The 17,919-nt window shown below is 71.8% G+C and carries 17 protein-coding genes; 12 read left to right on the top strand and 5 right to left on the bottom strand.

Features of this window, described 5'->3' with window-relative positions:
• Positions 1-78 precede the first annotated feature (78 nt).
• From MFF40_RS02660 to MFF40_RS02650, 3 genes are read right to left on the bottom strand one after another with little or no spacing between them, the layout of a single operon-like run.
• On the bottom strand, positions 79-837 hold the full coding sequence (locus MFF40_RS02660) for an SDR family NAD(P)-dependent oxidoreductase (RefSeq protein ID WP_147897193.1): 759 nt from the start codon (positions 835-837) through the stop codon (positions 79-81).
• The gene (locus tag MFF40_RS02655; RefSeq protein WP_147897194.1) at positions 834-1,784 is read right to left on the bottom strand and encodes a 3-hydroxyacyl-CoA dehydrogenase family protein; all 951 of its coding nucleotides are present in this window, start codon (positions 1,782-1,784) and stop codon (positions 834-836) included. Before MFF40_RS02655 ends, MFF40_RS02660 begins: the two co-directional genes overlap by 4 nt.
• Positions 1,785-1,793: 9 nt before the next feature.
• Complete coding sequence (locus tag MFF40_RS02650) at positions 1,794-2,819, bottom strand: cyclase family protein (protein WP_238259607.1); 1,026 nt, start codon at positions 2,817-2,819, stop codon at positions 1,794-1,796.
• 324 nt (positions 2,820-3,143) lie between these two features.
• On the opposite strand from MFF40_RS02650, the gene MFF40_RS02645 reads away from it, so the two are divergent.
• The 9 genes from MFF40_RS02645 to MFF40_RS02605 all read left to right on the top strand — a co-directional run bounded on the left by MFF40_RS02645 (position 3,144) and on the right by MFF40_RS02605 (position 13,845).
• On the top strand, positions 3,144-4,403 hold the full coding sequence (locus MFF40_RS02645; RefSeq protein ID WP_238259606.1) for an ABC transporter substrate-binding protein: 1,260 nt from the start codon (positions 3,144-3,146) through the stop codon (positions 4,401-4,403).
• 24 nt (positions 4,404-4,427) lie between these two features.
• Complete coding sequence (locus MFF40_RS02640) at positions 4,428-5,303, top strand: branched-chain amino acid ABC transporter permease (RefSeq protein ID WP_147897197.1); 876 nt, start codon at positions 4,428-4,430, stop codon at positions 5,301-5,303.
• Positions 5,304-5,553: 250 nt separating this feature from the next.
• On the top strand, positions 5,554-6,474 hold the full coding sequence (locus tag MFF40_RS02635; RefSeq protein WP_147897198.1) for a branched-chain amino acid ABC transporter permease: 921 nt from the start codon (positions 5,554-5,556) through the stop codon (positions 6,472-6,474).
• On the top strand, positions 6,471-7,973 hold the full coding sequence (locus MFF40_RS02630; protein WP_238259605.1) for an ATP-binding cassette domain-containing protein: 1,503 nt from the start codon (positions 6,471-6,473) through the stop codon (positions 7,971-7,973). The genes MFF40_RS02635 and MFF40_RS02630 overlap by 4 nt, the downstream gene beginning before the upstream one ends.
• A gap of 234 nt (positions 7,974-8,207) precedes the next feature.
• Positions 8,208-9,443, top strand: coding sequence for an acyl-CoA dehydrogenase family protein (locus tag MFF40_RS02625; RefSeq protein WP_238259604.1), 1,236 nt, complete (start codon positions 8,208-8,210; stop codon positions 9,441-9,443).
• Positions 9,440-10,498 carry a phosphotransferase family protein gene (locus MFF40_RS02620; RefSeq protein WP_238259603.1) on the top strand — a complete coding sequence of 353 codons (1,059 nt, stop codon included), beginning with the start codon at positions 9,440-9,442 and terminating at the stop codon, positions 10,496-10,498. The genes MFF40_RS02625 and MFF40_RS02620 overlap by 4 nt, the downstream gene beginning before the upstream one ends.
• 1 nt (position 10,499) lies before the next feature.
• Positions 10,500-11,276 (top strand): SDR family NAD(P)-dependent oxidoreductase, encoded by a 777-nt coding sequence (locus MFF40_RS02615; RefSeq protein WP_238259602.1) that lies wholly within the window; start codon positions 10,500-10,502, stop codon positions 11,274-11,276.
• 29 nt (positions 11,277-11,305) lie between these two features.
• Positions 11,306-12,076: an SDR family NAD(P)-dependent oxidoreductase gene (locus MFF40_RS02610; RefSeq protein ID WP_147857112.1), complete on the top strand. Its 771-nt coding sequence runs from the start codon at positions 11,306-11,308 to the stop codon at positions 12,074-12,076.
• A complete protein-coding gene (locus MFF40_RS02605; RefSeq protein ID WP_238259600.1) occupies positions 12,073-13,845 on the top strand; it encodes a class I adenylate-forming enzyme family protein in 1,773 nt (590 codons plus the stop codon). Before MFF40_RS02610 ends, MFF40_RS02605 begins: the two co-directional genes overlap by 4 nt.
• Here MFF40_RS02605 and MFF40_RS02600 read toward each other — a convergent pair.
• Positions 13,812-14,360: a hypothetical protein gene (locus MFF40_RS02600; RefSeq protein WP_238259598.1), complete on the bottom strand. Its 549-nt coding sequence runs from the start codon at positions 14,358-14,360 to the stop codon at positions 13,812-13,814. The genes MFF40_RS02605 and MFF40_RS02600 overlap by 34 nt on opposite strands.
• 200 nt (positions 14,361-14,560) lie before the next feature.
• Positions 14,561-14,725 carry a helix-turn-helix domain-containing protein gene (locus MFF40_RS28950; protein WP_368858839.1) on the bottom strand — a complete coding sequence of 55 codons (165 nt, stop codon included), beginning with the start codon at positions 14,723-14,725 and terminating at the stop codon, positions 14,561-14,563.
• A 98-nt stretch (positions 14,726-14,823) separates the two neighbouring features.
• Here MFF40_RS28950 and MFF40_RS02590 point away from each other — a divergent pair, with 98 nt between their 5' ends.
• The 3 genes from MFF40_RS02590 to MFF40_RS02580 all read left to right on the top strand — a co-directional run bounded on the left by MFF40_RS02590 (position 14,824) and on the right by MFF40_RS02580 (position 17,706).
• Positions 14,824-15,069 carry a ferredoxin gene (locus tag MFF40_RS02590; RefSeq protein WP_147857803.1) on the top strand — a complete coding sequence of 82 codons (246 nt, stop codon included), beginning with the start codon at positions 14,824-14,826 and terminating at the stop codon, positions 15,067-15,069.
• A gap of 1 nt (position 15,070) precedes the next feature.
• Positions 15,071-16,351: an NAD(P)/FAD-dependent oxidoreductase gene (locus MFF40_RS02585; protein WP_238259595.1), complete on the top strand. Its 1,281-nt coding sequence runs from the start codon at positions 15,071-15,073 to the stop codon at positions 16,349-16,351.
• 101 nt (positions 16,352-16,452) lie between these two features.
• Positions 16,453-17,706: a cytochrome P450 gene (locus tag MFF40_RS02580; RefSeq protein ID WP_238259594.1), complete on the top strand. Its 1,254-nt coding sequence runs from the start codon at positions 16,453-16,455 to the stop codon at positions 17,704-17,706.
• The last annotated feature ends 213 nt before the right edge of the window (positions 17,707-17,919 follow it).

The following is a 17,919-nucleotide window of genomic DNA, read 5'->3' as shown; positions in this document are numbered from 1 at the left end:
AGGGGGCGCCTCGAGGCCTCCAGGAGCGATTGCGCCCCGAACCTGTAGACGTCGCTCCGCATAGGGCTCTGAGCCCCGCTATAGCGCTCCGCCATCGACCGTGATCGTCTCGCCGGTGATGTAGGCGGCGCCCGCGGCCAGGAAGAAAATCGTCTCGGCGATGTCCTCGGGCCGGGCCATGCGGCGCAGCATCGTGTGCTGCACGGTGGCGGCCTTGCGCGCCTCCGGCCACGGCTCGGTCCACGGGGTGGCGACGAGGCCGGGGGCGACGGCGTTGACGCGCACGTCCGGGGCCAGCGCCCGGGCGAGGCTGCGGGTGAGGTTGATCAGCCCGGCCTTGCTGGCCGAATAGGCGATCGAGGAGCCCCGCCGCCCGAGTCCCGCCACCGAGGCGGTGTTGACGATCGCCCCCCGGTTTTCTTTCAGACTTGCCGCCGCGGCCCGCGAACAGCGGTACGGGCCGATCAGGTTGGTCGCTAGGATCGTGGCCCAAAACTCTTCCGTCATCGCGTCGAGGTCCTCGAAGGCGATCGGCGCGGTGGTGCCGGAGGTCCCGGCATTGTTGACCAGCACGTCGAGGCCGCCGAGCGCCGCGATCCCGGCCGCCACCATCGCCTCGGTCTCGCCGGGCTGGGACACGTCCCCGGGCAGCGCCATCACGGCCAGGCCTTCGGCGGCGAGACGCTCGGCCTCCGCGGGGCCGCGGGGATCGTCGGGCAGGTGGTTCAAGGCCACGCTGGCGCCGTTGCGGGCGAACAGCGTCACCGTCGCCAGCCCGATGCCAGAGGAGGCGCCGGTGACGAGGATGCGCCGTCCGGACAGGTCCGCGCCGATCATGTGCCCTCCATCCGGCCGATCCCGGCCATCGCCTTCTTCAAGGCCAGCAGCTTGCGGTCGCGCGCGCGGAACAGATCCGCGGGCGCGCGCCCGCCCCAGTCGAAATAGCCGCGCCCCGCCATCACCCCGGTCCGGCCCTCGGCGCAGAGGGCATCCAAGGTCTCCGACCGGGTCCGGGCCGGGGGCGGCGCGTAGCTGCCGTTCGCCAGGGCGCGCCGGGTCAGGTCCAGCCCGGTGAAATCGGCCTTGGCGAGGTGGCCGAGGATCGGGATGCGTAAGCTGAGCCCTTGGATGATCGCGTCGTCGATGTCGCGCGGCTCGGCGATGCCTTCGTCCAGCAGCCGGAACACCTCGGCGCTGATCGCCGACTGGATGCGGTTGGCGACGTAGCCGGGGATGAAGCGCTTGAGCACGATCGGCACCTGGCCGAGGCCGACTACGAGGTCGCGCATCGCCGCGATCACAGCCGGATCCGTGCCGGGACCCGGGACCACGTCGACGAGGTCGACGATGTAGGGCGGCGTGTACCAGTGCATCACGAGCGCCCGCGCCTGCCGGGCCTGCGGGATCAGCGGGAAGACGTCGAGGTAGCTGGTGTTGCTCGCCAGGATCGCGTCCGCCGGGCAGAGCCGGTCGAGTTCCCCGAACAGCGCCCGCTTGGCCTCCAGGTTCTCGGTGATCGCCTCGATGACCAGGCCGGCGCCCGCGACCGCCGGTTCGAGGTCCGCCTCGACCCGGACGGACCGGGCGAGGCGCGCGGAATCCCACCCGTCCGGGGCGGCGCCGGCCTCCTGCAGGGTCGCCAGCGCCGAGGCCATGAGACCCGGCACCCGGGCGCGGGTCTCCGGATCGGTTTCGGTGATCCGGACGCCGTGGCCGTGGAGCGCCAGCACCAGGGCGATGCCGTGGCCCATCAGGCCGCCGCCGACGATTGCAATCTCCATCATGCCGTCCCCTCAGACCGTCGCGATCGGCGTCGTCGGCGAGCCGACCGCCCCCGGCAGGCGCAGCGGCGGCGCCGTCAGCAGGAACCGGTTGCGGCCGTGCGCACGCAGCCAGTCCGCGAGCGGCGTCAGGTGCCACAGCTCGCCGAGATTGACCCCGAGCTTGAACAGGCAGTGCTCGTGGAGCGGCAGGCTCGCGCAGCAGGCCGGCCCCGCCCCGGCCGGATAGGCCTCGACGGCGTAGTTGTCGGCGATCAGCGCGCACAGGCCCGAGCGGGTGATCCAGTCGAGGAGCCGCGGGTCCCGGCCGTCGAGGCCGGCGCAGAGGTCGTGGACCTGCTTCGGATCGGGCGTGCCGCCCATGGCGATCAGCCGCTCGGCGAAGCCGGTGTGCAGGCAGACCATGTCGCCGGGCTCGATCACGACGCCGTCGGCCTCAAGGATCCGGGCGAGCTGGTCGTAGCCGACCTTGGTCTTGGCGTCGCCGAGATGGGCGCGCAGGTCGATCATCACGGCGCGGCCCTGCATGCCGACCTCGGCCAGGCGCTCGATCCCGAGCCTTTTCGCCCGGGACGGCTGGTCGGCGGCCTCGGGCGTGCTCGGCCCGACGATGTCCCGGCCGCCGCGAAAACCGTTGTAGAAGGTCGGCGCCGCGCCCGCGCCGTCCGCATCGAACAGCGAGCCGACATGGGCCAGCGAATCCCACTGCGTCGAGTATTGCAGGTGGATCAGCGCGCGGTCGTCGCAGATCACGTCGGTGGCGCCCGCGACCTCCTCGCAGACCGGGAAGTTCATGTTCGGCCGGCCGTTGGCCCGCCGGGTCGGGGTGATCTGCGGCGGGTGGCGGCGCGGGTTGAGGACGTTGCCGCCGGGCAGGTCCAAGGGCAGGCTGAGGCAGAAGGTCAGGCCCTCGCGCACCTCGGCGACGCCCTGGCGGACCTTCTCGGGGGTCAGGAGGTTCAGCCGCCCGAGTTCGTCGTCGGGGCCGAAATCCCCCCAGGTCGAGCCTTCCGGGCGCCGGGTCCAGCGGAGGCTCATGAGCGCCGCCCCCTCGCCCGATGGCGCAGGACGTGTCGCGTCGCGGGAATCCGGGGCCGCGGTCCGGGGCGAACCCCGGCCGCGGCCGAGCGTGCGTTCCTCACCTGTCCGTCGCCCTTCTTCGAGGCCGTCGAGCCCGCTTTTCGCGGAGCCGCCACGAGCCTAGGCCGGTGCGGCGCGAGTCGATACCCCGGGCGGAAAACGACTGGGCCGAAACGTCACCGCCCGGTCCCGATGCGGGCCTTGTGCTCTGGTTTTGCGCGGATACAGTTCATCCCAAGCCCGCGAATAAAAAATTCGGGCGCTTGGGATGAGGAATCGCCGATGTCCGAGACCGTGCGCGTCGTCGCTCGGCGCGCCCCGATTCGGCGCGCGCTGCCCGCGCTGCTCGCTGCGGGGCTGATCCTGTCGGGACAGGCCCGCGCGGCCGACCCGTTCAAGGTCGGCGTGATCGCCGAGGCGCAGTCGGTGGCCGGCGCCGCGATCCCGAAGGCGGTCCAGCTCGCCGCCGACGAGATCAACGCCCAGGGCGGGGTCGACGGGCGCCAGATCCAGGTCGTGACCTACGACGACAAGAGTTCCGCCTCCGACGCGGTCCGCGCGTTCCAGCGGGCGGTCAGCGAGGACAAGGTCAACCTCGTCATCGCCAGCTACATCTCCGAGGTCGTGCTGGCCCTGATGCCGTGGTCGGCCCGGCTCAAGACCCCGATGATCACGCCGGGGGCCGCCTCCAACGAGATCAGCGTCGCCGTCCACAAGGACTACGCGCGCAACCGCTACACCTTCCACGGCTACCTGACCTCGCACGCCCTGGCGCAGTCGGTCTGCGACTCGGCCAAGGAGGCGCTGGTCGGGCTGCTCAAGGCGAAATCCGCCGCGATCATGAGCGAGGACGCGGCCTGGACCCGTCCGCTGGACGCGGCCTACGAGGAATGCCTGCCCAAGTCCGGGCTCAAGGTGGTGGAGCACGTCCGGTTCTCGCCGGATACGGGCGACTTCACCCCGATCTACAACAAGATCGAGGCGGCCAAGCCCGACCTGATCGTCACCGGCATCGCCCATGTCGGCGTGCAGCCCACCGTGCAGTGGCAGAACCAGCAGGTGCCGATCGCCATGACCGGCATCAGCGGCCAGGCGACCTCCTCGACCTTCTGGGCCAACACCAACGGCGGCACGCAGGGCGTGCTGTTCGACGCCATCGCGGTCCCCGGCGTGGCGATGACCGAGAAGACGAACGCCTTCACGGACGCCTACATCAAGCGTTTCGGCGGCGCCCCGTCCTATGCCGGCTACATGGCCTACGACGCCATGCATTACGCGGCGGACGCGGTGACGCGCGCCGGCTCCACCGAGGCCGACAAGCTGGTCGACGCCCTGGAGAAGACCGACTGGCTCGGCACGGTCGGGCGCATCCAGTTCTACGGCAAGGACGAGACCTTCACCCACTCGATCAAGTACGGGCGGGGCTTCGTCACCGGGCTGCTGGCCCAGTGGCAGAGCGGCAAGCAGGTCGCGATCTGGCCGACGGAGGTGGCCAACGGGACATTGATCCTGCCACCCGCTGTGAAGCCGGCGGTCCAGTAATCGCGACGCGAGAATCCCAAAACAATGATCGGGCTCCAGATCCTCGTCGACGGCTTCGCGATCTCGGCGCTCTACGCGCTCGGCGCGATGGGCTTCACCCTGATCTTCGGCGTCTCCGGCGTGCTCAACCTCTCGCACGGCGCGCTGATGGTGATGGCCGCGGTCGCGGCCTGGGCGGCCTCGTCGCAGTTCGGCCTCGGCTCCTACGCGGGCGCCGGGCTCGGCATCCTGTGCGGGCTGGCCGCTTCCCTGGTGACCTACTTCGCCATCGTCGCGCCGATCGAGCGCAGCAGGGCGATCCCCCGGGAAGAAAAAGAAATCTTCGTCCTCACCGGCACCCTGCTCTGGGGCATCATGATCCAGGAGCTGGTCGCCTACTTCTTCACCGACAACCCGAAGACCGTGCTGCCGATCGTCGAGGGCGTGATCGAGATCGCCGGGGTGCGCACCCCGAGGAACGAGATCTTCACCGCGGTGATCTGCTGGATCGTGATCGGCCTGCTGTGGCTGTTCGTGAACAAGGCGCGCGCCGGCAAGGTCCTGCTCGCCGCCTCCATGAACCCCCGCGGGGTCACGCTGCTCGGCCACGACATGGGCAGGATCTACGTCGCGGTCTGGGCGATCTACGGGCTGCTCGCCGGGATCGCCGGGGTGCTGCTCGGGATGTTCCTGGGGGTCTCGTCCTACTCGGTGGGACCGCTCACCGCGAGCGCCTTCTCGATCGTGGTGCTGGGGGGCTTGGGCAGCGTCACCGGCTCGCTGATCGCGGCTTATGTGGTCGGCTATCTCGAGACCGCCACCGCCTACCTGATCTCCCCGGCCTACCGGGTGATCCCGGCCCTGCTGCTGCTCGTGGCCGTCATGTACCTGCGCCCGCAGGGCCTGCTGGGGCGGCGGTGATGGTTTTTTTGGGACTTTTCCGCCCGTGGTCCGAATGGGAAGCGCGCGACCTCCGTGGCACGCCCTCCCCCCTCTGCGGGGGAGGGTACCCTGCGCAGCAGGGGGGGAGAGGGGCAGCGCGACGCTGCAGGATGGATCGGGCGTCACGACCTCTTCGGACACCGCGCTCCCCTCTCCCGACCCGGCCTGACGGCCGGCCCACCGTCCCCCGCAGAGGGGGGAGGGCAACGTGCGGAGGATGGACCCACTCATGAAGCTCCTCACCACCCCGGGCTTCTGGGTCGCGCTGCTGGCGCTGGTCCTGGCCGCGTTCCTGCCCTGGTGGGTCTCGGGCTACATCCTCGGGCTCCTCACCATCGCGTATTATTTCGGCGTCTTCGCCATGGCCTGGGACCTGCTCTTCGGCTTCGCCGGGGAGGTGAATTTCGGCCCGACCTTCCTGATCGGACTCGGAGCCTACGGGGCCGGCATCCTCAACAACCGCTACGAGCTGCCGATCCCCTACTGCCTGGCGGCCGGGACCGTGCTGGCGGTGGTCGGCGGGCTCGCCCTGGCGCTGCCGGCCCTGAAGGTGCGGGGGCCGTATTTCGGGCTGATCACCCTGGTCGCGGTGCTGCTCCTGCAGAACATGATCGTGGTGTTCTCCGGGATCACCGGCGGCGAGATCGGGCTCACGGTGCCGGACGTGATCTCCATCGACGCCGACACCAATTACTGGATCGCGCTCGGCTTCATGGCCTTCGCCGGGCTGGTGCTCACGGCCATCGCCCGCTCGCCCGTGGGGCTGATCCTCCAGGCCGCCGGCCAGGACCCGATCGTCACCGGCGCGCTCGGCTTCAACGTCGCCAAGCACAAGCTCGCGGCCTTCGCGGTCAGCGCCGCCTTCTCGGGCCTCGCGGGCGGGCTGGTGGTCTTCTACATGGGCACCGCCTCGGTCGGCACGCTGATCGACACCGCGGTGGGCGTGCAGGTGATCATCGCGGCGGTGCTCGGCGGCCGGCGGACCATCGTGGGCGCCGCGCTCGGAGCGGTGTTCCTGATCGCCGCCGGCGAATTGCTGCGCCCGCTCGGGCCGCTCTCGACCTTCGTGGTCTCGGCGGTGGCCCTGCTGGTCATCCTGTTCGTGCCCTCGGGGCTGCTGGGCCTCGCATCCGTCCGGAGAGCGCGATGACCGTCGCCGTCAAGCCAGCGCTGCGCGCCGCCTCCCTCGCCGAGCCCTGCCTCACGGTGCGCGGCCTGACCAAGCGGTTCGGCGGCCTCGTCGCCGTCAAGGACATCGACCTCGACCTGCGCCCCGGGGAGATCCTGGGACTGATCGGGCCGAACGGCTCGGGCAAGTCCACCGTGATGAAGCTGATCATGGGGCTGGAGCGGCCCACCGCCGGCTCGATCCGCCTCGACGGCGCCGAGATCGGCGGGATGCCGGCCCACCGGGTCGCCCGCCAGGGCATCGGCCTCGTGTTCCAGCACGCGCGGCCGCTCCAGCGGCAGACCGTGCTGGAGAACATCAGCCTCGCGCTGCTGCCCGACAGCCTGATCCGCCTGGCCGCGGATCCGCACGTCGCGCGCCGCGCAAGAGAGATCGCCGAGCGCGTCGGCCTCGGCGCCGTCGCCGACCGGCGGCCCGGCACCCTGCCCTTCGCGGACCTACGCCGGCTGGAGCTCGCCAAGGCGATCGCACGCGACCCCCGGGTGGTGCTGGTGGACGAGCCGTTCGCGGGCCTGACCGGGGGCGAGGTCGCGGCCTTCTCCGAGCTGATCCGGGGGTTTCGCGACGAGGGCAAGGCCGTGCTCCTCGTCGACCACAACGTGAAGAGCGTCGCGGCCCTCGTGGACCGGGTGTTCGCCATGTATCTCGGCGAGCGCATCGCCGAGGGCACGGCCGAGTCGGTGATGGCCGACCCGACGGTGCGCCGGGTCTATCTCGGCGGCAGCATCGAGACCGCCGCCCGGCCCGAGGCCGCGTTCAAGCCGGATTCGCTGCTCACCGTCGAGGGCGTCGACGTGCTCTACGGCAAGGCGCAGGCCTTGCGCGCCGCCTCCATCCACGTCCACGAGGGCGAGTTCGTCTCGGTGGTCGGCCTCAACGGCGCCGGCAAGACCACGCTGTTCAACGCCATCTCGGGCCTCGTCCCGCATGCCGGCACGATCCGGTTCGACGGCCAGGATCTCGGCCGCATGAAGCCGGCCGCGATCGCCCGGGCCGGAATCGTCCAGGTGCCCGAGACCCGCGAGCTGTTCGGCGACCTCAACGTGCGCGAGAACCTCGATCTCGGCGGCCAGCACGTCACCAAGGCCGAGAGCGTGCAGCGGCGCGAGTGGCTCTACGAACTGTTCCCGATCCTCAAGGCCCGCGAGGGTCAGACCGCCCGTACGCTGTCCGGCGGCGAGCAGCAGATGCTGACCATCGCCCGCGCCCTGATGATGCGCCCGCGCCTCCTGATCCTCGACGAGCCGACCTTGGGCCTCGCCCCGGTGATCCTGGAGCTGCTGTCGAAGGCCCTGGAGCGCCTGCGCCAGACCACGCCGATCACCGTCCTGCTCGGCGAGCAGAACGTCACCTTCGCGCTGCCCCATGCCGACCGGGTCTACGTGCTGGAACAGGCCCGCATCGTCTGGGAAGGTCCGCCGGACCGGTTCGCCGGCGAGATGGGGGCGAAGTATCTGTGAGGAATGTGGTCGCACGCGCCGCTCTCCCTCCCCCCTCTGTGGGGGAGGGTGGGCCCCGAAGGGGGTCGGGAGAGGGGAGCGACGGTGCAGGATGGGGCAGCCGCGTTCGAAACGCTCCATCCGGAAACCGCGCTCCCCTCTCCCGACCCGGCCTGACGGCCGGCCCACCCTCCCCCGCAAAGGGGGGAGGGAGAGGCGCGGATCCCATCGGAACGAAACTCGGGAGCGGACACCGTGGATTTCGACCTCTGCCCATCCCAGACGCACTGGCTGACCCGGGTGCACGCCTTCATCGCCGACGCGATCCAGCCCGCCGCCGCCGCGGTGGCGGCCGAGCGGGCGGCGAGCCGCGAACCCTCGCCCACGATGGAACGGCTGAAGGACAAAGCCCGCGGGGAAGGGCTGTGGAACCTGTTCCTGCCGCCTTCCCCCGAGCACGACACCGATGAATACCGCGGCGCCGGCCTGACCAACCTCGATTACGCGCTCTGCGCCGAGGCGATGGGCAAGGTCGGGATCGCATCGGAATGCTTCAACTGCGCGGCGCCCGACACCGGCAACATGGAGGTGCTGCACCGCTACGGCAGCCCGGCCCAGAAGGAGATGTGGCTGCAGCCGCTGATGGACGGAAAAATCCGCTCGGCCTTCCTGATGACCGAGCCCGACGTCGCCTCCTCGGACGCCACCAACATCGAGACCGCGATCCGCCGCGACGGCGACCACTACGTCATCGACGGGCGCAAATGGTGGTCCACCGGGGTCGGCGACCCGCGCTGCAGGATCGCGATCCTGATGGGCAAGACCGACCCGGACGCGCCCCGCCACCGGCAGCAATCCCAGATCCTCGTGTCGATGGACACGCCCGGCCTGCGGGTCGAGCGCCTGCTGCCGGTCTTCGGCTACGAGGATGCGCCCAAGGGCCACGGCGAGGTGGTGCTGGAAGGCGTGCGCGTCCCGGCCGAGAACCTGATCCTCGGCGAGGGGCGCGGCTTCGAGATCGCGCAGGGGCGGCTCGGGCCGGGGCGCATCCACCATTGCATGCGCACCATCGGGGTCGCCGAGGCGGCCCTCGAAGCGATGGCCCGGCGCCTGGTCTCGCGGGTCGCCTTCGGCAAGCGCATCAGCGAGCAGTCGGTCTGGGAGCAGCGGGTCGCGGAGGCGCGGATCGACATCGAGATGACCCGCCTGCTCTGCCTGAAGGCCGCCGACATGATGGACAAGGTCGGCGCCAAGGGCGCCAAGCTCGAGATCGCCATGATCAAGGTCGCCGCCCCGCGGATCGCCCTCAAGGTGATCGACGACGCGATCCAGGCCCATGGCGGCGCCGGCGTGTCCGAGGATTTCGGACTGGCCAGGATGTACGCCCACATTCGCACCTTGCGGCTGGCCGACGGGCCGGACGAGGTGCACAACCGCTCCATCGCCCGGCTCGAATTCGGGCGCTACACCAACGCCCGGGAGGGTGCATGAGCGGTCCCGACGCCTTCTCTGGCGTGAAGCCGGTCGAGCCGCGCCATCGGATCGACGAGGCCCGGCTGGCCGCCTGGCTCGCCGAACACGTCCGAGACTATGCCGGGCCGCTCAACCTGCAGCAGTTCCGCGGCGGCCAGTCGAACCCGACCTACCGGCTGGAGACGCCCGGCCAGGCCTACGTGCTGCGGCGCAAGCCGTTCGGGCCGCTCCTGCCCTCCGCGCACGCGGTGGAGCGCGAGTTCCGGGTGATCGGCGCGCTGTACGGCGAGGGGTTCCCGGTTCCCAGGCCCTTCGCGCTCTGCGAAGACTCCGAAATAATCGGCGCGGCCTTCTACGTGATGGAAGCGGTGGGCGGCAGCGTGCACTGGGACGGCGCCCTGCCCGGCCTCGACCCGCATGCCCGGCACCGGCACTATGCCGGCATGATCGCGACGCTCGCGCGCCTCCACGCGATCGACCCGGAGGCGGCGGGCCTCGCCGATTACGGCAAGCCCGGCAACTACTTCGCCCGGCAGGTCGATCGCTGGACCCGTCAGTACCGCGCCGCCGAGGACGGCCGGCTGGAGGATGTCGAGCGCCTGATCGCGTGGCTGCCCCGCACCGTGCCCGAGCAGCAGGGCACTTCCATCGTCCACGGCGATTACCGCCTCGACAACCTGATCTTTTCCCCCGATGGCGGCGTCAGCGCGGTGCTCGACTGGGAGCTGTCGACGCTCGGCGATCCCCTCGCCGACTTCAGCTACCTGCTGATGCATTGGGAACTGCCGGCGGACGGGCGCAGCGGTCTCGGCGGCCTCGATCTGCCGGCGCTCGGCATCCCGACCCGGGAGGAGGCGGTGGCGCTCTACTGCCGGGCCGCGGACCGGGCGGCCCTGCCCGACCTCGACTGGTACTTCGCCTACAACCTGTTCCGTCTGGTCGGCATCCTCCAGGGCGTGGCCGCCCGAGCCAAGGCCGGCAACGCCGCGAGCGAGCACGCCGCCGCCATGGCGGCGCGGGTGCCGGCGCTGGCCGCCTCGGCCTGGGCCTTCGCCGAGCGCGCGGGGGCCTGAGATGGATCTCGACGGTCGCGTCGTCGCCGTCACCGGAGCCGCAAGGGGCATCGGCCGGGCGCTTGCTGAGGCCGCGCAGGCGCGGGGCGCCATCGTCGTCGCCCTCGACCGGGACGGCGCCGGGGCGGAGGCCGTCGCCGCCCGGCTCGGCGGCCGGGCCTATGCGATGGACGTGGCGGATGCCGTGGCTGTCGCCGAAATCCTGGTTCGGATCGAGGCCGAGATCGGGCCGATCGCGCTGTATTGCTCCAATGCCGGCATCCTGGAGCGCGACCCCGATCCCGGGCTCGCGACCTCGGCCGATCCGGCGAGCTGGGAACGCGCCTGGTCGGTGAACGTGATGGGCCACGTCCACGCGGCGCGGGTCCTGGTCCCGCTCTGGCTCGCCCGGGGCGAGGGGGCGTTCCTCGGCACCGTCTCGGCGGCCGGATTGCTGAGCCAGATCGGCAGCGCGACCTACTCGGCGACCAAGCACGCCGCCCTCGCCTTCCTGGAGCACCTCGCTATCGCGCATGGGGGGGATGGAATCCGGATCGCCGCCTTGTGCCCCCAGGGCGTCGACACCGCGATGCTCGGGGCCGCAAGCGCCGCCGCCCGCGACGGCGTGCTCGCACCGGAAGCCGTGGCCGAGGCGGCCTTCGACGGGCTGGCCGCCGGCCGGTTCCTGATCCTGCCGCACCCGCAGGTCGCGGATTACGCCCGCCGCCGGGCCGACGATCCCGAACGCTGGCTCGCCGGCATGGCGCGCCTGCGCCGGTCGACGCTGGACGCCGGATGATCCCCGAACAGACCCAGGGAGGACGCGCCATGTCCCTGTTCGACCTGACCGACAAGGTCGCGCTGATCACCGGCTCGTCCCGGGGCATCGGCCGGGCGATCGCCCTGCGGATGGCCGAGCACGGCGCCCGGGTGGTGATCTCGTCGCGCAAGCGCGAGGCCTGCGACGCGGTGGTGGCCGAGATCGAGGCCGCCCACGGCCCGGGCCGCGCGGTGGCGATCCCGGCGAGCATCTCGGTGAAGTCGGAACTGGAGGATCTGGTCGCCCAAGCCGAGGCCCGGTTGGGGCCGGTGGACGTGCTGGTCTGCAACGCCGCCAGCAACCCGTATTACGGGCCGCTCGCCGGCATCTCGGACGCGCAGTTCCGCAAGATCCTGGAGAACAACGTCCTGTCGAACCATTGGCTGATCCAGTTGGTCGCCCCCGGCATGGTCGCCCGGCGGGACGGGGCGATCGTCATCGTTTCGTCCATCGGGGCGCTGAAGGGATCGCCGGTGATCGGCGCCTACAACGTCTCCAAGGCCGCCGACCTCCAGCTCGCGCGCAACTACGCGGTGGAATACGGCCCGGCCAACGTGCGGGTGAACTGCCTGTGCCCGGGGCTGATCCGCACCGATTTCGCCCGGGCCCTGTGGGAGGATCCCGAGATGCTGGCCTCCACCACGCAGGCCGCGCCGCTCCGCCGGATCGGCGAGCCCGACGAGATCGCGGGGGCCGCCGTGTTCCTGGCCTCGCCGGCCGGCCGGTTCGTCACCGGCCAGGCGCTGGTGATCGACGGCGGCGTGACGATCGCGCGATGAGCACCGATCCCCGCCTTCCCGCCGGCTGGCCCGCCCTCTCCTTCCATGAGGCGGAAGCCCGGCTCACCGCGCCGGGCGCGCCGTTCGCGATCACGACGGTTCCGATCCGCGGCGTCCCGACCCGGATCTGGACGACCGCGCCGCCGACCCTGCGCGACCTGTTCCGCATCGCCCAGGGCCATGGCGACAGGACCTTCGTGGTCTACCAGGACGAGCGCGTCACCTTCACGGGCTTCGCCCGCGCCGCGACCGCCCTGGCCCACGGCCTGGTGACGGCCGGAATCGGCAAGGGCGACCGCGTCGCCATCGCGTTGCGCAACCTGCCGGAATGGCCGGTCTGCTACTACGGCGCCCTGCTGGCCGGGGCGATCGCGACGCCGCTCAACGCGTGGTGGACTGGGCCGGAACTCGCCTACGCGCTCCAACATTCCGGCGCGCGGGTGCTGATCGCCGACGGGGGGCGGTTCGAGCGCATCGCGCCCCACCGCGCCGAATGCCCGGCCCTGGAGCGGATTTTCGTCACCCGGATGGAGCCCGACGACCGGGCGACGCCACTCTCCGCGGTGATCGGCCCGGTGGCGGACTGGGGCGCGCTGCCCCAACAGGCCCCACCCGACATCGCCCTCGACCCCGAGGACGACGCGACCCTGTTCTACACCTCGGGTACCACCGGCCGGCCCAAGGGCGCGGTCGGCACCCACCGGGCGGCGGCCACCACCGTGATGGCCTACCCCTATTCCGCGTCGCGCAGCGCGCTGCGCCGGGGCGAGACGCCGCCCAAGCCCAACCCGTCCGCGCCACAGCGGGCCTCGCTGCTGGTGATCCCGCTGTTCCACGTCACCGGCTGCCACGCGAGCCTCGGGGCGGCGCTCTACGGCGGCCATCGCCTGGTGATGATGCATCGGTGGGACGCCCACGAGGCCCTCGACCTGATCGACCGGGAGGGCTGCACCGGCGCCGGCGGCGTCCCGACTATCGCGTGGCAGCTCGCGACAGCCGCCCGGGAGGCGGGCCGGCCCCTGCCGAGCCTCGAATCGGTGACCTACGGCGGCGCGCCCGCGGCCGGCGACTTGGTGCGCGCGCTCGGCGAGGCCTTCCCGAAGGCGGCCCCCGCCACCGGCTGGGGCATGACCGAGACCTCGGCGACCTTCACCCACCACCAGGCCGAAGATTATCTCGCCCATCCCGAATCCTGCGGCCCGCCCCTGCCGGTCTGCGAGGTGCGGATCCTCGACCCGCTCGGACAGGATCTGCCCTCCGGCAGCGTCGGCGAGCTGTGCGTGAAGGGCCCGAACGTGGTCCGCGGCTACTGGGACGACCCGGAGGCTACCGCCGAAGTGCTCTCGGAGGGCTGGCTGCGCACCGGCGACCTCGCACGCGCCGACGACGAGGGGTTCCTGACCATCGTCGACCGGATCAAGGACATGCTGATCCGCGGCGGCGAGAACATCTATTGCTGCGAGGTCGAGAACGTCCTCTACGCGCATCCGGACGTGATCGACGCCGTGGTGCTGGCCGTGCCCCACCCGACGCTGGGCGAGGAGCCCGGCGCGATCGTGGCGCTCGCTGAGGGCGCCCGGACCGGACCCGAGGAGATCCGGGCCTTCGCGGCCGAGCGGCTCGCGGCGTTCAAGGTGCCGGTGCGCGTGGTGGTCTGGGACGGGCTCCTGCCCCGCAACCCCGCCGGCAAAGTCCTGCGGGCGCCCCTGCGGTCGGTGTTCGCGGTCGGATCAGCTCAGAACGGCTCGCCCTCGTCGTCCGGCCGGTAGACCCGCAGGGACCGGCCGTCCGGGAACTCCACCGAGCGGCGGCGCACGACCAGGTAGCCGGCGGCCTCCGCGGCGCGCAGGCGCTCCAGCCGCTCGTCGGCATAGCCGGGGCCGTAATTGTAGGCGCGGTAGCGCGGATAGCCGTCCGGCAGAGGCGGCGGTGGGGGGGGGGCGACCGCGACCATCCTGTGCGGACGCATGGGCCGGGCCGGCGCCGCGGCGACGCGCGGCCGGGGCGCGGTCGTGGCGACCCGTTTGGCCTCCGGGGCGCGGCGCGTGGCGACCCGCTTCTGAACGGGCCGCGCGGCGACCGCCTTGCGGGCCGGTGCCGCGGCAGCAGGAGTCGATGCAGGAGGCGGGACGGCTTTCTGAGCCTCGGCCGGGCTCGTAGCCGGGGCCGCCTTGCGGGCCGGCGGGTCGGTCCAGCCCGAGGCCGGCTCGGCGCGCGCGCCGGCTGCGCCCAGGGCGAGGGCGAGGACGAGCGCGGCGAGACTCGTTCGTGCACCGTACGGCATGGTGCCCTCCTGAGATCGCGGTGTTTCGGATCGGTCCGCGGGGCGGCCCGACAATAGAGCGAACCGTCGCGCAGGGGAATTCCGCAGCATCATGTCGACGGCGATCCCCCAGGACATTTTTAGATCAGTGAATCGTTCCCGATGACCCGAGCCGCGAAGCCCGAAATCCACCGGCCGGAGAGGAGCGCGTTCCCGTTGCTTCAAACCGGTGTCCGGTTCGGCTGGGCGGCCCTGCCGCGGCGCGGGCGCTTGAACCGAACCACGAGCTCCGTACCGGTCGCGTCGGCCATCCGGCGCAGCGTCTCCACGGTCGGGCTCGCGGCCCCCGATTCCCATCGCGAGATCCTGGCCTGATCCGTTCCCATCTTCTCAGCCAGTTGCGTCTGCGACAGGCGCGCCGGCCTGCGACGGCGGGGACGGCGCTTGGCTCGGAACTCGCCGCCCCCGCCGTGGTTGCACCGCCATGTCCACCCCTGCCGATGCGTCCTCCGGCTCACCACCCGGCCTGCGGGTGTGCGTCGATCTCAACCTCTGCCAGGCCTACGCCCAGTGCTGCTACGCGGCGCCGCGGCACTTCCGCATCGAGGGACACGAGGCGCTGTTCTACGATCCCGCCCCGGCCGCGCAGGACCGCGCCGACATCGAGCGGGCGCGCGTCGCCTGCCCGGTCCAGGCGATCCGAGTCGAGGATCCGGGGCAGGCTGCCTGAGATGGCGTCGGGATCGACCACCGAGCGCGCGATCGTGGTGGGTGCCGGCCTGGCGGCATTGCGCGGCGCCGAGACGATGCGGGAGGCCGGGTTCACCGGCCCGCTGACCATCGTCGGCGCGGAGCCGTACCGGCCCTATGACCGTCCTCCGCTCTCGAAGCACGTGCTCACCGGCGAAACCGGACCGGACGCGACCACCCTGCCGAGCAGCCTCCGCGGGGATGTGGAATGGCGCCTCGGCAGCCCGGCCGAACGCCTCGACCGGGGATCCCGCACCCTCCACCTCGCGGACGGCGGCGCCCTGCCCTACGACCGCCTGCTGATCGCCACCGGCACCCGCGCCCGGGCGTGGCCGAACCCCCACGAGGGCCGGCTCGCCGGCGTCTTCACCCTGCGCGGGCGGGACGACGCCGCCGCCCTGCGGACCGCGCTCGCCGCCGGTCCCCGCCGGGTGGTGGTGATCGGCGGCGGCTTCATCGGCTGCGAGGTGGCCAGCGTGTGCCGGCAACTCGGCCTGCCGGTGACCCTGGTCGAGCCGGGGCCGACGCCGCTGGCCCGCGTTCTCGGAGGCACGGTCGGGGCGTTCATCGGGGCGATCCACGAGGGTCGGGGCGTCGACCTGCGCTGCGGCAGCGAGGTCGAGTGGCTGGAAGAGGCGAACGGCCGGTTCGTGCGCGCGCACCTCACGGACGGCACCCGCATCGACGCGGATGTCGCGGTGATCGCCCTTGGGGCCGTCCGCAACACCGAATGGCTCGCCGACTCTGGCCTGTCGGCGGATCCGGGCGGCGTCGATTGCGATGCGGCCGGATACGTCCTCGACGCCGACGGGGCGGCCGACCCGCGCATCGCTGCCGCCGGCGACGTGGCCCGCTTCCCCCACCCGCTCTACGGCGGGCGGCGCGTGGCGCTGGAGCATTGGAGCCAGGCGGTGGCACAGGGCATCCACGCCGGGCGGCTGCTGGCCGGGGCGAAGCCCGAGGGCCCCTACGGCGCGCTGCCGACCTTCTGGTCCGCACAGGGCAACGTGGTGGTCAAGTCCGTCGGGCTGACCGAGGGCGCGGACGCCCTGGCGATCACCCATGGCGAGCCCGGCACCGGCCGCTTCCTGGCCGTCTACGGACGGGCGGGGCGCTGCATCGCGGCCGTCTCGGTGGACAGCGCCCGCTGGCTGCCGGCCCATGCCGAGCGGGTCGCCGTCGGCGCGCCGTTCCCGCCGGAGGGGACCGCCGCCGATCGCCCGGCGAAGGGGATCACCCTCCTCACCCCGGGCTTTCCCTGACCGCCCCGGCGCCCCGCCCGGGATCCCGGGCGCCGCGCCGAGGTTTCGAATTGGATCGTCCCGGACGTCTCCGTCCGGACGATGCGTAGCTTGGACACCGCATGCCCGACGCCACCCTCCTCGATCAGGTCAAGGATTTCGCCAACCGCGCGGACCCCTATCCGATCTACGCCAAGCTGCGGGAGCATCCGGTCTCGCGCCAGGACGACGGGACCGAGGAAGGGACCTGGGTGGCCGCCACCCACGGCGCCATTTCGAGCCTGCTGCACGACCCGCGGGTCAGCTCCGAGACCCTGCCCCCGGCCGACCGGCCGCGCACCGGCAACCCCCTCACCGACCTGATCGTCAAGCCGCTCAAGGACTGGATGATGGACCGGCACCGGGTCTTCATCTTCCGCGACCCGCCGGACCACGACGTCCTGCGGGCCTCCGTGATGCACCAGTTCTCCCGCGCGCGCGTCCAGGCGATGCGGGCCCGCTCCGAACGGCTGGTGGCCGACCTGCTGAACGAGAAATGCGGCGCCCGGGAGATCGACGCGGTCGACGACCTCGCCTACCCGCTGCCGGTCACGGTGATCTGCGAGCTGTTCGGCGTGCCCCGGGAGGACGAGCCGAAGTTCCACGGCTGGGCGACCCAGCTCGCCACCGCCCTCGAGCCCGACAGCCTGTCCGATCGGGAGATCCGCGACGCGAATAGCCGGACCTTCGACGCGATCGGCGGCTACATGGCCGACCTGATCAAGGAGAAGCGCCGGCATCCGCAGGACGACATGCTCTCGGGGCTCGCCAACGAGGCGACGCCGGAGGGCGCCAAGATGGGCGATTACGACCTGATCGCCACCTCGATCCTGATGCTGGTGGCAGGCCACGAGACCACCGTGAACCTCATCACCAACGGGCTGCTGACGCTGCTTCGCCACCCCGACGAGCTGGAGCGCCTGCGGCAGGATCCCCGCCGCGCCCCGCGCGTCATCGAAGAGCTGCTGCGCTACGAGCCCCCCGTGCAGTTCCGGACCCGCAGGACCCTGTCGGCCATCGACGTCGCCGGCGTCACGATCCCCGAGGGCGCCGACCTCGTCCTGCTGCTCGCCTCCGGCAACCGCGACGGCGCCGTCTTCCCGGATCCCGACCGCTTCGATCCCGACCGCGCCGGCATCCGCCACCTCGGCTTCGGCGGCAGCCTCCATTACTGCGTCGGCGCCCCGCTCGCCCGGTTCGAGGCCGAGGCGGCGCTCACCGCCCTGGCGAGCCGGCTCAAGGCCCCCCGGCTGATCGAAGACCCGCCGCCCTACCGCTCCGGAGCCGCCCTGCGCGGGCCGGAACATCTCCGGGTGGCGATCGACGGGATTCTTTGATTGTCTTTGGTGCAGGTTACAGACCGAGGCTGAACTTCGTAGGCGTTCCCTCAGGACGAAGCGCGGGTTCCCCTCGCCCCGCAAGCCTAGCGGATTCACACATCGGGGTCGGCAGAATACGCTGGAGATACCGCGGCTCTCCCTCCCCCCTCTGCGGGCAGGGGAATCGCATTTGGCAGCGGGGTCTTTCGGCGAAGCGCGAACTGGATTCTT

Origin of the sequence: Methylobacterium mesophilicum, from assembly GCF_022179445.1 — a bacterium.
GTDB classification, from domain to species: Bacteria; Pseudomonadota; Alphaproteobacteria; order Rhizobiales; family Beijerinckiaceae; genus Methylobacterium; species Methylobacterium mesophilicum.
Note: the sequence above shows the minus strand (reverse complement) of the source record. Positions and strands in the feature narration are given on the sequence as shown.

What these genes read in the sequence shown, in the direction of transcription:
- MFF40_RS02630 (WP_238259605.1), top strand. Translation starts at nt 6,471, where the DNA reads ATGACCGTCGCCGTCAAGCCAGCGCTGCGCGCCGCCTCCCTCGCCGAG.
- MFF40_RS02635 (WP_147897198.1), top strand. Translation starts at nt 5,554, where the DNA reads ATGAAGCTCCTCACCACCCCGGGCTTCTGGGTCGCGCTGCTGGCGCTG.
- MFF40_RS02645 (WP_238259606.1), top strand. Translation starts at nt 3,144, where the DNA reads ATGTCCGAGACCGTGCGCGTCGTCGCTCGGCGCGCCCCGATTCGGCGC.
- MFF40_RS02640 (WP_147897197.1), top strand. Translation starts at nt 4,428, where the DNA reads ATGATCGGGCTCCAGATCCTCGTCGACGGCTTCGCGATCTCGGCGCTC.
- MFF40_RS02650 (WP_238259607.1), bottom strand. Translation starts at nt 2,819, where the DNA reads ATGAGCCTCCGCTGGACCCGGCGCCCGGAAGGCTCGACCTGGGGGGAT.
- MFF40_RS02605 (WP_238259600.1), top strand. Translation starts at nt 12,073, where the DNA reads ATGAGCACCGATCCCCGCCTTCCCGCCGGCTGGCCCGCCCTCTCCTTC.
- MFF40_RS02655 (WP_147897194.1), bottom strand. Translation starts at nt 1,784, where the DNA reads ATGATGGAGATTGCAATCGTCGGCGGCGGCCTGATGGGCCACGGCATC.
- MFF40_RS02660 (WP_147897193.1), bottom strand. Translation starts at nt 837, where the DNA reads ATGATCGGCGCGGACCTGTCCGGACGGCGCATCCTCGTCACCGGCGCC.
- MFF40_RS02580 (WP_238259594.1), top strand. Translation starts at nt 16,453, where the DNA reads ATGCCCGACGCCACCCTCCTCGATCAGGTCAAGGATTTCGCCAACCGC.
- MFF40_RS02590 (WP_147857803.1), top strand. Translation starts at nt 14,824, where the DNA reads ATGTCCACCCCTGCCGATGCGTCCTCCGGCTCACCACCCGGCCTGCGG.
- MFF40_RS28950 (WP_368858839.1), bottom strand. Translation starts at nt 14,725, where the DNA reads ATGGGAACGGATCAGGCCAGGATCTCGCGATGGGAATCGGGGGCCGCG.
- MFF40_RS02620 (WP_238259603.1), top strand. Translation starts at nt 9,440, where the DNA reads ATGAGCGGTCCCGACGCCTTCTCTGGCGTGAAGCCGGTCGAGCCGCGC.
- MFF40_RS02585 (WP_238259595.1), top strand. Translation starts at nt 15,071, where the DNA reads ATGGCGTCGGGATCGACCACCGAGCGCGCGATCGTGGTGGGTGCCGGC.
- MFF40_RS02610 (WP_147857112.1), top strand. Translation starts at nt 11,306, where the DNA reads ATGTCCCTGTTCGACCTGACCGACAAGGTCGCGCTGATCACCGGCTCG.
- MFF40_RS02615 (WP_238259602.1), top strand. Translation starts at nt 10,500, where the DNA reads ATGGATCTCGACGGTCGCGTCGTCGCCGTCACCGGAGCCGCAAGGGGC.
- MFF40_RS02600 (WP_238259598.1), bottom strand. Translation starts at nt 14,360, where the DNA reads ATGCCGTACGGTGCACGAACGAGTCTCGCCGCGCTCGTCCTCGCCCTC.